Here is a 12,270-nt window from a genome sequence, read left to right as displayed (position 1 = left end):
CCCTCACAAAAAAAAATCGAAACTTAAAAAAAATTTAAAATTTAGTTGTTTATTCAAAAAGACCATTATTATTAATGGTCTTTTGTTATATTTGTGACCGAAAATTCCCTAATTGATTTAAAAATATGTTACAACTATGAAAAAAACATTTTCAGTTGTTGCTTTTTTGATAGTATTCGGGAGCTGCAAGGAACCTAAACAAATAGATATTAATACTGAAAAGTTATTAGAAACTATAAAAACGCTTTCTGATGATTCTTTTGAAGGTAGAGCATTTTCTAGACCTGGTAGCAAAAAAGCACAACAATTTATTATTGATAAATTTACAGAATTAGGATTAAGACCTGCTGTAAATAATAACTACCTGCAAGAGTTTTCGCATACATTTAAAAGAAAACCAAGACACGAAGTTTTTCCTGTAGTAAAACCTAAACCTTTAAGTGATTTTTCTAATGTGCCAGATACTACAGCAACTGGAGCAAACATCATTGGTATGCTTAAAGGAAAAACAAATAAAGATTTTATAATTACTGCTCATTATGATCATTTAGGAGTTAGAGAAGGGAAAATTTATAATGGTGCTGATGATAATGCATCTGGTACTGCTGCGTTATTTACAATCGCAGAATACTTTAAAGATAAGCCAACAAAACACAATTTAATTTTTGCAGCTGTAGATGCCGAAGAAATTGGGTCGTTAGGTGCTGACTATTTTTTAAAAAATTATAATAATAAATCAAATATTGCTTTAAATATAAATTTAGACATGATTGCTCATAGCGATTATGATCCAGAGTTATTTGTATCTGGTTTATATCATCACCCAGATTTAAGAGATCCTTTAGAAGCTATTTATTCTGAAAAAATTATGTTGCTTTTTGGCCATGATGATCCTGAAAATAAAGAACAATCAGACTGGACTCTTTCTTCTGATCATAGAGTTTTTTATAAAGAAAAAATACCTTTTATTTATTTTGGTGTTCCAGATCATAAAGACTATCACAGAGATACGGATACTTATGATACTATTAATGAAGATTTTTATATAGAAGCAGTAAAAATTATCATACAAGCCATTGAAAACTTTGATGAAGAATTAGCCGAAAAATAAGATTATCAAGCAATTTAAAAATTCATAAACGATAGATTTTACAATAAATCTGTCGTTTTTGTTTTTTTACAAAGTAAATATTGATAGAATTGTAAGTTTTCCTTAATTTCGGAACATAAATTCTCAACTTACACATACATTATGAAAAAAATTCTACTCTTTTCATTGATTTTGGCATTTTTAATTCCAACGGAAATGGAAGCTCAAAAGAAAAAATCAAAAAAAAACCAAACTGAACAAGCGCCTGAAAAGCCCAAAAAAAGTAAAAAACCTAAATACACAGATTTTGTAAAAGCAACAACTAAAACTGATGACGGTCTTTTTAAGGTACATCATAATAAAAGTTCTTATTTGTATGAAATTCCAAAAAATCATTTTGGAAAAGAAATGCTTTTGGTGACAAGAATCAAAGAAATTCCTGCTGGTTTAGGAGGTGGTTATGTAAATGCAGGATCTAAAATAAATACACAAGTTATTGTTTGGGAAGAATTTCAAAATAAAATTTTATTAAAAGTAAAATCATACAATGCCATAGCAAATGATTCGCTACCTATTTATCAATCTGTAAAAGTGAATAATTTAGAGCCTATTATTTATGCTTTTGATGTAAAAACACAAAACACAGATTCTACTGCTGTTTTAATTGACGTCACCAAATTTTTCTCATCAGATATTAAAGCAATAACAGCATTACCTGCAAGGTATAGAAGAACCTATAAAGTAAGAAGATTAGATGCTTCAAGAAGTTTTATCAACTCTATAAAAAGTTATCCAAAAAATATTGAGGTTGTACAAGATTTTACTTTTGATGCAGATGCACCACCAAGTAATTCAAGAACCAATACCATTACAATTCGCGTAAACCAATCTATGATTGTACTACCCGAAGATAAAATGATGCCAAGACTTTATGATAAAAGAGTTGGATATTTTTCAATTGGTAATGTAGATTATAGTTCTGAAGCCTTAAAAGCAGATGATAAAAGGTATATTAGGCGTTGGCGATTAGAACCAAAAGATTTAGAAGCATACAATCGTGGAGAATTAGTAGAACCTATAAAACCTATTGTTTATTATTTAGATCCTGGAACTCCAGATAAATTAAGAAAATACATTAAACAAGGTGTAGATGATTGGGCTAAAGTTTTTGAAACAGCTGGTTTTAAAAACGCAATCATGGCAAAATATCCACCAACTAAAGAAGAAGATCCCGAATTTAGTATGGAAGATGTTCGTTATTCTTCTATAAGATATGTAGCAAGTACTACAAGAAATGCAGTTGGCCCAAGCGTTTCTGACCCAAGAACTGGAGAAATCATAGAAAGTGATATTATTTGGTATCATAATCATTTACGTTCTTACAGAAATCGTTATTTATTAGAAACAGGCGCTGCAAATCCTTCTGCAAGAACTTTAAATACACCTGATGAAGAAATAGGAGAAATGATGCGCATGGTAATTTCTCACGAGGTTGGTCATGCCTTAGGTTTACCACATAATATGGCTGCTAGTTTTGCATATCCTGTAGATTCTTTACGTTCTGGAAAATTTACTCAAAAAATGGGAATTGCAGCTACCATAATGGATTATGCACGTTATAATTATGTTGCACAACCAGGTGATGAAAATATCAGATTTATTCGTCAGCTTGGACCTTATGACCATTATGCTATCAATTGGGGATATCGTAAAATTCCAAATGCAAAAACCCCATTTGACGAAATAAAAACACTAGATAAATGGATTGAAGAAAAGGCAGATAATCCTATTTATAGATTTGGAGCTCAACGTTTTGACCCATCAGCACAAACAGAAGGTATTGGAAATGACCAAGTAAAAGCATCTACATATGGAATAAAAAACCTAAAAATAGTAGCTGAAAATTTACCTGAATGGACATCAGATCAAACCAATAATTACGAAGATTTATCTGAATTATATGGTGAATTATTGGGAGTTTGGAGCAGATATGTAGGACATGTAACAGGAAATATTGGGGGCATTTATGAGTACAATAAAAAACCGAGTCAAGATGGTTTGGTTTATCAACCAGTAGCTAAAGAAAAGCAAGTTGAGGCAATGGCTTGGTTGCAAAAAAATGCTTTTAAAACACAAGATTGGTTGTTAACACCTAAAATTTTAGCAAATATTAATGAAAGTGGATACACTGCAAGAATGTTAAGTTTACAAAACAGGCAGTTGTACAGTATTTTAAATTCAACTAGATTATCTAGAATGATTGATGCTGAAATTATAGACTCAAAATCCTATAATGTTATTTATATGATGCGTGATTTACGATCAGGAATTTTCTCTGAAGCAAGATATACCAGAAATGTAGATGTGTTTAGACGTAATCTACAAAAGTCTTTTATAGATCGATTAGGAATGTTATTGAATGATAAAAATTCTAAAAACTCTGATATTTCTTCAATTGCAAGAGGCGAGTTAGAAACATTAAATTTTCAACTTACCATTGCTAAGAATAGAAAAGTAAACAGAATTACCAAATATCATTATAGAGATTGTTTGGCAAAGATTAAAGAAATTTTAAATCCTAAATAGTATATAAAAAAATTGATTTTTATTTTTTTAAAACATTTAATTGTACTTTTTACGAGTGTAATTAAATGTTTTTTTATGTTTAAAAGTTATCCATAATAAATTTATTTCAAAATACTGTAACCTTCACACAAAAGTATTCGTCAAAGCTACAACACATATATAAAAAATCAATTTAAAACTTTAAGTAACAAATTATGGAAGAAATAGCAGTATTAATTGTAATTTTTGGAACCCTTTTCGGAATCGTTTATTTATTCTTTTCTACAAGAAATAAAGAAAGAATGGCATTAATAGAAAAAGGCGCAGATGCTAGTATTTTTGTAAAAGGGCAAGCTAAAAACGCTGCACCTTTTTGGAAAGTTATTATTTTAAACCTATCACTTTTATTAATGGGTATTGGTTTAGGTGTTTTTATCGCCTCTATTTTAGATGCGTATTCTAGTTTAGATGATGATGCCATTTACCCAGCAACCATTTTCTTTATGGCAGGTGTAGGCTTATTCATCGGCTTTAATCTTACCAAAAAATTAGATCAAGAATAGGTTTGTGAAAAATGTTTCAATCACCTAAAATAAACCATTTCAATTTCAGTTGAAGTGGTTTTTTTGTTGTTTAGAAAGTAGTATATTTAAACAACTTTTAAAAAATGAATAAAGAAAGGCAAAATTCTACTTTTAAAGCGCTTTTAGATAAACTACAACAAGAAAGTTGGCAGTTAGAATTACTGATTTCTGGTTTTGCCATTTTAGGGCTATTCTCTGCCACAGACACTTTATTTCTTAAATTTAAAATTGCACAATATGAAAACCATTTAGCAGAAAATTTGGTTTGGTTTGCTGTTTCTATTTCTTGTTGGATTTTAATTGCAAACCTATTAATTCATGTAATTTTAAGAGGCTTGTGGATAGGAGCTTTAGGATTGCGTTATGTTTCTGGAGATATTGATTATGAAGAACTAAATTACTCCAATAAATTTACCAAATATCTTAAAAAAAGAATAGGCTCTTTTGATAATTATATAGCAACATTAGAAGATTATTGTAGTATAGTATTTGCTGTTTCATTTTTATTTATCTTTTACTTTTTAGCAAGTTTCCTATGTGTAATTACCTTACTTATTATAGCATTCGTTTTTCTAGACAATGATTTTAATGGTGTTTGGGAAAATATATTTCAATACACAGGTTTAGCACTTATAATTTTCACCTTAATTGGTATGCTTTTTACTTTTATAGATTTTGTTACTCAAGGTTTTTTAAAACGTAAAAATTGGACCAGTAAAATATATTTTCCTATTTATAGGGTTTTTAATATCATAACTTTATCTTTTTTATACAGACCTTTGGTTTACAATTTTTTAGACAATAAATTTGGTAAACGTTTAAGCTTTATTTTAGTTCCTGTATATTTAGGAATACTATATTTAAGTTCATTTCATTATATAGATTCTAACTATCTAGATAAAGACAGAAGATCTTCAGAGTATGTAGCAAATTCAGGTAATTATGAAAATTTAATAATTAATGAAGATGATTTTATAAAAAAAGCTACCATTCAATCTAAAGTAATTACAGAGAATTACCTTAAAATCTTTATTATTTTTGATGATAATCTAGAGGATAGATTATTTGACTTTAATCCTGATTTAAAACCCAAAACAGATCAAAGAGGTTTAAGTTCTGGCATTGTATTTAATAATAATTTAAACATCAGTTACAGAGAAAAAGATAGTTTAAGGAAAGTGTACTACAAAACGTTTAATGAAGTTTACCTTACTAAAATTAATAAAACCTATTACAAAACAAATTATGTGGCTTCTACAAATAAAAATAAAAAATTAGGTTTTGAAACCTATATTAAAATTGATAGCTTAAAAGAAGGAAAACATCTATTAAAAATTAATAGAAAATACATAAACAATAAAAAAGATACTATTTTACTTAACGTAGTACAAATACCATTCTGGAAATTTTTAAATTAAATATAATGAAAAAAATTACACTATTACTTTTATTATTTACAGGCTTTATTTTTTCGCAAACTGATGCAAAGATTTATGACATTATAGAGGCTGTTTCTGCTGATAGAATTAAAGCGGATGTTAAAACCTTAACTGAATTTGGCACAAGAAATACCTTTTCTGATACCATTTCTGATACTAGAGGAATTGGTGCTGCAAGAAGATGGATAAAATCTGAATTTGATAAAATTTCTAAAACTTGCAATAATTGCTTAAATGTTTTTTATCAAAAAGATTTGGTTACCAAAGAAATGGGAAGAAGAGTACCTCATGATGCTTATGTTGTAAATGTGGTAGCTATTCAAAAAGGCACAAAATATCCAAACAAATATATTATTATGAGTGGCGATATTGATTCTAGAGCAAGCAACACCATGGATTTTAAAACAGATGCACCAGGTGCTAATGACAATGCTTCTGGTATGGCTGGAACTATAGAAGCTGCAAGAGTTTTAAGCAAATACAAATTTGAAAGTAGTATTATTTATGTAGGCTTATCTGGTGAAGAACAAGGACTTTTTGGTGGAGCTGGATTAGCAAAATATGCCAAAGAAAAAGAATGGGACATTATAGGAATTTTAAATAATGATATGATAGGAAATATAGAAGGTGTAGATGGTGTAATTGATAATAGAACCTTTAGAATTTTTAGTGAACCAGTGCCTGCCAATGAAACTGAAAGACAACGTAGAATGCGCAGGTTTTATGGTGGTGAGGTTGATGGTATTTCGCGTCAATTGGCAAGATATGTGCATAAAACTACTAAAACCTACATGCCAGAAATGAACCCAATGATGATTTATAGATTAGATAGATTTGGACGTGGAGGACATCATAGACCTTTTAACGATTTAGGTTTTGCAGGAATTAGAATTATGGAGGCTCACGAAAACTATACGCAACAACACCAAGATATTAGAACCGAAAATGGCATTGAATATGGTGATACTTTTGAACACGTTAACTTTCCTTATGCCAAAAAATTAACAGCAGTAAACGCTATTAATTTAGCTTCTTTGGCTTGGGCTCCAGCAGCACCAAAAGAAGTAGCAATTGGTGGTATTGTGCAAGCATCTGCTAAATTTAAGTGGAATAAAGTAGATGGTGCAAAAGGCTACAAAATTTATTGGAGAGATACAACATCGCCAACTTGGGACCATTCTAGATATGTAGAAGACACTGAGTTTACTTTAAAAGGTATCGTAATCGATAATTTCTTTTTTGGGGTTGCTGCAGTTGGTGAAAATGGTCATGAAAGTGTTGTTGTTTTTCCGAATAAAGTATTTCGATAATTGTTAAAACATTTTTTGATGAAGTTTTATTGGGGTATTATCATCATCATTGTATTTGCATGCAACAGTCAAACAAAGAAAATTAAAAAACCATCTTATATTAATTTTAAAATAAACAAAGACTCTTTAATTGTTAGTGCAAAAAATCCTCTTTCATGTCCAACTTTTATCACTTTTAATAAAGGCACTCTAGATAGCAAAATTAATATACCTCCTTTTGAAGAAAAAATTATTTTAAAACTAAAAGATTCATTATTAGACACTTTAAGCGTTATAAAGAAATACAATCCTAAAATGAAATATGGTAGTTATCCGTTTAAAAATTACGATACTACTTTTAACTATAATTTACCATTTGCCAAAGGCAAGCGTTATAAAATTATGCAAGGGCATTTTGGTAAATTTTCTCATAATTCAGATTTTTCTAAATATGCCATAGATTTTAAAATGAATGTGGGGCAACCTGTCTGTGCAATGAGAGATGGCGTTGTTGTTGCTATTAAAGAAGATTCTAACGAAGGTGGAAAAAGTAAAAAGTATTATGATAAAGCCAATTACATTTTAATCTATCATAAAGATAGTACTTTTTCTCAATATGTGCATTTAAAGAAAAATGGAGCAATTGTAACAAAAAATGATACTGTAAAAAAAGGACAACGTATTGGTTATTCCGGAAACACAGGATTTTCTACAGCACCACATTTGCATTTTGGCGTTTTTAAACCCACAAAAAACGGGTTTGTTTCGATACCCTATACCTTAGATTCCATACCATCTAAAAGATATAAAAAAGGAAAATACGCCTTTAATAATTAAATTAGTCTTGTAAAAAATTATTAATTTCTTCTTCAGTAATTATTGGGTTTGCTCCAGATTTTTTAGCAACTAAAGCACCCACAGCACATGCAAAATTCAAAGCTTTTTGTGCAGGCGCTTTTACAATTAATTTATGGGTTAATGAGGCTAAAAAAGAATCACCAGAACCAACAGTATCTTCTACATTGATAAGAAAACCACTGTTGTAATACAAATTACCTTCAAACAATAACACAGCACCGTGTTCACCTTTGGTAACGCAAATGGTTTTTGTGTTTGTTTTTGAGGCTATAAAATTTAAATTCTGTTCTAAATTATGAAAAGGTGAATCTAAATCTGCTGCAATTTCATACAATTCTTCATCGTTAAATTTGATAAAATCTGCCTTTTGCATCAAATCGAATAAAGTATCAATCTGATAAAAAGGTTTACGAATGTTAACATCAAATATTTTGTAAGATGCTACTTCTAAAAGCTGAAATAAGGTGTTTTTAGATACTTCATCTCTAGTTGCCAAACTACCAAAAACAAAAGCATCAGCGTCTTTTACTACCTCTAATGCTTCTGTTGTAAGTTGTATTTTATCCCAAGCTTTTGGATGCTCAATAACATAACTTGCAGCTCCTTTTTTATTTAAAGTTACGGCTACCTTTCCAGTTTCAAAATCATTTAAAACTTGAATAGTACTGGTTTTTATCTCTTGTTTTTGTAAAAAGTCTACAATGGGTTTTCCTAAATCATCATCACCAACAGCACTGATTATTTTAACATCATTTAAAAAAGACCGTAATCGCGAAGCTACATTTAAAGGTGCACCTCCAATTTTTTTATGCGTTGGAAAAACATCCCATAATACTTCACCAAAACAAACAAATTTATTCATTTTAATAAATGTTAGATTCAGAAGTTCTTTGGTTAATAGAGCTTCTAAAAATATTTAACATTCGCTTGGCAATACCTGTCCAACCAAAATTACGCCTTGCAAAACGTGCACCTTCTACAGACATTTCGTTTCTTAATTGAGGATATAATAATGGCATAGCCATCATTGCACCAAACTCTTTAGGTCTGTGAGGATCTGCAAATAAAGCTTGATTACCAAAATCAATCAAATCGCATAAACCTCCATGCACAGTAACCACACTTGGTGTACCACAAGCCATGGCTTCTATAGCAACCATACCAAAAGGTTCGTATCTTGATGGCATTGCAAAAATACTTGCAGAACGATATACATTGGCTAAATCTTCATCTGCAATATAATTTTTCCATTTAATTTTATCCATAACTCCTATTTCAGAAGCTGCTTTTTTTAGCTTTTCTACACCATCTCTATCTTGTTTAGAATCTCCACCAATTGCAGCTACAAGTCTTGCTTCTGGACATAATTCAAAAAGTGTTGGTAACGAATTTATAAGTAAATCATAGCCTTTATTGTGCGCCATTCGTCCTAATGCCAATACATCTGTAGGCTGAATATCATATTTTACACGAATTTTATCATTTTCTTTAGAAGGGACAGGAAAAAATCGGTTTTCATCTATTCCTGGAGGAATCATACTACAATTTTTAGGCAGCACATCGTATTGTTGCGTCAGCAAATCTACCTGTGGTAAAGTAGTTGCAATTACAAAATTACACATTTGATACACAAAATATTCTTTTCTAATTCTTTCTTTAAAACGATAGGTTTTTTCCATTTCCTTTTCGTCCATATCACTACCCATAGTGTGCTGTTTCCACCAGCCTAAAGAATGTGGTGTATGTACATGACAAATACCTAATTCTTCTGCAATTTTTTGACCAGCCCAACCTGCATCCCAATAATGAGAATATACAACGTCATATTTTTTATTTTCTTTCTTAATAGCAGCTAAAGTATTGGTTACAAACTTTTTAAGATGATCGTGCATGTCTTCTTTTCTGATGAATTTTTTACCACCAAAAGGAATTCGCCAAACATCGTAATTTTCATTTACATGATCGTACTCAGGTTGATCTTCGAATTGACGTGTTACCAAATCTACTCGCTTACCCAATCTACTAAATCTTTCTGCTAATTCTAGAACATATACTACTTGACCCCCTGTATCTGGTTTTCCTAATTCTGCATTTGCTGCAACATACCCATGTAAAGAGATCATTAATATTGATTTCATAATTTTATTTTTTTGTTTTAATTAATTTTAATTCGTTACAAGCAGAAATATATTGTGCTGCTGACCAAGCTTGATAAGCTTTACCCATTGGTTTACCTGTTACACCATGTGCCCACTCTGTAAACTCCCATTCGTTATTAATACCTTCTTTGTTGATTAAAGCCAACTTATGCAATTCAGAAATGGCTACATCTCTAAAGCCTAATTTGTTTACAAATTTTACCCAAAAACCACCTACAAAAGGCCAAATACCTCCATTATGGTAATGATTTGGTAAATTCAATAAGTTTACGGTGTAATAAGGACGCCAATCTGGATCTCCTGGGCTTACTACAGGATATACATTTGATACAGGAAAAGGATCATTTACACCTACACCTAGCATAAACTTAAATGTTTGGTGTGCTTTTTCTGCATCAATTGTTCCATGTAAAAAAGCAAGAACATTACCAAATACATCACACCTCCAACTAAAATCGAAAGGTGTAGTTTGTGCAATTAAATAAGAAGTATCACCTAATGTAAATTGTTTTTCTGCAAATGAAACTGATTGAAATAATTGCTGTTTTGTAGAAGGCCAAAAATTATCTACAATTTCTTTTTTAATAACCTGTGACCATCTAATATATTCTCCAGCCTCTTCGTGATTGCCTAACATTTCCATTAACCTACCAAAACATACATTGGCTCTATACCAAAGTATTTCATCGTATAAAATATTATAACTTCTACCAAAAAGATCTGTCCAATCACCAGCTTCTGGAATTTCTAACAACGCATCATTATTACTATCATGAGCACCCAACCAACGCATTGTTTCTTTAATGTCGTCAATATACTTTCTTAAAAAATCAAAATCTTTGGTTACATTAATATATTCATAAAAGGCAATAATTACCCAAATACCACTATCAATTGAACAGATTCCACCAACACCTGAATAGTCTGGTTCGTTATCTTTGATGCGAACATTTGATGGAATTTGACCATTTCTTGATATGTGCCCTAATAGGGTTTCTAGTGTTTTACGTTGACAATTATGAATTTCTTCATCATGCACTAAAGAGAGTGATCCAATTACGGTTATTGCACCATCTCTAGCCCATACACTATAATAATTCTCATCTGTACCATGTGCAATATTATCTTCAATAGAACATGCAGAAAAGCCTAAAGGTGTTATATTTTTCTTTAATGCCTCTATGGCTTTTTGATACCCTTCTTGTATTAATGCAATTTTTTCATCATCATCTTCTAAGGCAATTATATCTAATTCTTTTTGTATAAAAAAATCATCTGAATGATCAATGATAGTATCTTCTTTTGCATCTTTTGGTAAAATACCAAAGTAAATTAGTCCTTCAATAATACCATCTCCTTTTTCTTTTTCTGAATGGTATACATTTTTATATTTTGTATAATCGTATAATTCTCTATGTGCATTGGCAACTACAATTCCGTTTACGTTGGGTAAATCGAACATTGCAGAATCATTACCACTATCACCCGCAACTAAAACTTGATTTGATTTAAGATGTAATTGGTTAATTAACCATTGTAAAGCATTTCCTTTATTTGCAAATTTTGGTAAAACATCTAAAAATTTATTGCCAGAATAGACTACATTTAAATCCATACCTTCATTAATAAATTTTTGAGATATGCTGTCTAAAAGCTCTGCAGAGGCATCATATAAAAAATAGCTTCTTTTATATGAGTGCTGAAATTTAGAGGATTGCTCGCTTACAGGGTGTGCTAAAGAATTTATTACTTTTTCAACAGCGCTAATATCCCAACCGTCTTCTAAAATATCATTAAATTCCTTTTCTGTAGAAGCTTTTTTATAATTATAAATATGAGTACCAACACCAGATATAATGTAATCTGGCTCTGGCAGTACTTTCTTTTTAATTAAGTCTAAAACATCATCTATTAATCTACCCGTGTTAAAAGTTAGCAAAACATCTGTTTCTTTGCTATATTTTTTCCAAACTTTTCTAAAATTACTTTTAAAAGTATAAAAATCGATAAGTGTATTATCGATATCAAAGGATAGTAATTTTATTGATTTTGTTTGCTTGTTTTCTTCGATCATTTAAATTTTGAATTGGTTTTAAATCTCTAATTTAAATATTTTTAGAGAGTATATAAAACATTATGGCTTTTATATTTTTAATATTGAGGATAATATAAAATTTTAAATTGATTACTATTAGATAGAAAATTATTACCTATATAATTCCACTATTTACAATTATTATAAATGCTAATTATTTATTTATAAGTTAATCCTATGGTTTTTTGTTG

General features: G+C 30.1%; 9 protein-coding genes. 6 read left to right on the top strand and 3 right to left on the bottom strand.

The window, feature by feature from the left end; translation table 11 throughout:
- Positions 1 to 136: 136 nt before the first annotated feature.
- The 6 genes from ACTG3V_RS06590 to ACTG3V_RS06565 all read left to right on the top strand — a co-directional run bounded on the left by ACTG3V_RS06590 (position 137) and on the right by ACTG3V_RS06565 (position 7,804).
- Positions 137 to 1,111, top strand: a complete 975-nt coding sequence (locus ACTG3V_RS06590; protein ID WP_439131353.1) for a M20/M25/M40 family metallo-hydrolase — start codon at positions 137 to 139, stop codon at positions 1,109 to 1,111.
- Positions 1,112 to 1,252: 141 nt separating this feature from the next.
- Positions 1,253 to 3,676, top strand: a complete 2,424-nt coding sequence (locus ACTG3V_RS06585) for a zinc-dependent metalloprotease (RefSeq protein WP_439131352.1) — start codon at positions 1,253 to 1,255, stop codon at positions 3,674 to 3,676.
- Positions 3,677 to 3,870: 194 nt separating this feature from the next.
- A complete protein-coding gene (locus ACTG3V_RS06580; RefSeq protein ID WP_439131351.1) occupies positions 3,871 to 4,218 on the top strand; it encodes a DUF6249 domain-containing protein in 348 nt (115 codons plus the stop codon).
- A 104-nt stretch (positions 4,219 to 4,322) separates the two neighbouring features.
- Positions 4,323 to 5,657, top strand: a complete 1,335-nt coding sequence (locus ACTG3V_RS06575) for a hypothetical protein (RefSeq protein ID WP_439131350.1) — start codon at positions 4,323 to 4,325, stop codon at positions 5,655 to 5,657.
- Positions 5,658 to 5,662: 5 nt separating this feature from the next.
- Complete coding sequence (locus tag ACTG3V_RS06570; RefSeq protein ID WP_439131349.1) at positions 5,663 to 6,988, top strand: M28 family peptidase; 1,326 nt, start codon at positions 5,663 to 5,665, stop codon at positions 6,986 to 6,988.
- Between the two features lie 18 nt (positions 6,989 to 7,006).
- Positions 7,007 to 7,804, top strand: coding sequence for a M23 family metallopeptidase (locus tag ACTG3V_RS06565; protein WP_439131348.1), 798 nt, complete (start codon positions 7,007 to 7,009; stop codon positions 7,802 to 7,804).
- Between the two features lies 1 nt (position 7,805).
- Here the strand turns inward: ACTG3V_RS06565 and ACTG3V_RS06560 are convergent, their stop codons facing one another.
- From ACTG3V_RS06560 to ACTG3V_RS06550, 3 genes are read right to left on the bottom strand one after another with little or no spacing between them, the layout of a single operon-like run.
- Positions 7,806 to 8,687 carry a carbohydrate kinase family protein gene (locus tag ACTG3V_RS06560; RefSeq protein WP_439131347.1) on the bottom strand — a complete coding sequence of 294 codons (882 nt, stop codon included), beginning with the start codon at positions 8,685 to 8,687 and terminating at the stop codon, positions 7,806 to 7,808.
- 1 nt (position 8,688) lies between these two features.
- A complete protein-coding gene (locus ACTG3V_RS06555) occupies positions 8,689 to 9,963 on the bottom strand; it encodes a glycosyltransferase (protein WP_439131346.1) in 1,275 nt (424 codons plus the stop codon).
- A 4-nt stretch (positions 9,964 to 9,967) separates the two neighbouring features.
- Complete coding sequence (locus ACTG3V_RS06550; protein ID WP_439131345.1) at positions 9,968 to 12,058, bottom strand: HAD-IIB family hydrolase; 2,091 nt, start codon at positions 12,056 to 12,058, stop codon at positions 9,968 to 9,970.
- Positions 12,059 to 12,270: the final 212 nt, after the last annotated feature.

The organism is Polaribacter sp. (genome assembly GCF_965660385.1).
Lineage (GTDB): Bacteria > Bacteroidota > Bacteroidia > Flavobacteriales > Flavobacteriaceae > Polaribacter.
Note: the sequence above shows the minus strand (reverse complement) of the source record. Positions and strands in the feature narration are given on the sequence as shown.

What these genes read in the sequence shown, in the direction of transcription:
- ACTG3V_RS06590 (WP_439131353.1), top strand. Translation starts at nt 137, where the DNA reads ATGAAAAAAACATTTTCAGTTGTTGCTTTTTTGATAGTATTCGGGAGC.
- ACTG3V_RS06585 (WP_439131352.1), top strand. Translation starts at nt 1,253, where the DNA reads ATGAAAAAAATTCTACTCTTTTCATTGATTTTGGCATTTTTAATTCCA.
- ACTG3V_RS06580 (WP_439131351.1), top strand. Translation starts at nt 3,871, where the DNA reads ATGGAAGAAATAGCAGTATTAATTGTAATTTTTGGAACCCTTTTCGGA.
- ACTG3V_RS06575 (WP_439131350.1), top strand. Translation starts at nt 4,323, where the DNA reads ATGAATAAAGAAAGGCAAAATTCTACTTTTAAAGCGCTTTTAGATAAA.
- ACTG3V_RS06570 (WP_439131349.1), top strand. Translation starts at nt 5,663, where the DNA reads ATGAAAAAAATTACACTATTACTTTTATTATTTACAGGCTTTATTTTT.
- ACTG3V_RS06565 (WP_439131348.1), top strand. Translation starts at nt 7,007, where the DNA reads ATGAAGTTTTATTGGGGTATTATCATCATCATTGTATTTGCATGCAAC.
- ACTG3V_RS06560 (WP_439131347.1), bottom strand. Translation starts at nt 8,687, where the DNA reads ATGAATAAATTTGTTTGTTTTGGTGAAGTATTATGGGATGTTTTTCCA.
- ACTG3V_RS06555 (WP_439131346.1), bottom strand. Translation starts at nt 9,963, where the DNA reads ATGAAATCAATATTAATGATCTCTTTACATGGGTATGTTGCAGCAAAT.
- ACTG3V_RS06550 (WP_439131345.1), bottom strand. Translation starts at nt 12,058, where the DNA reads ATGATCGAAGAAAACAAGCAAACAAAATCAATAAAATTACTATCCTTT.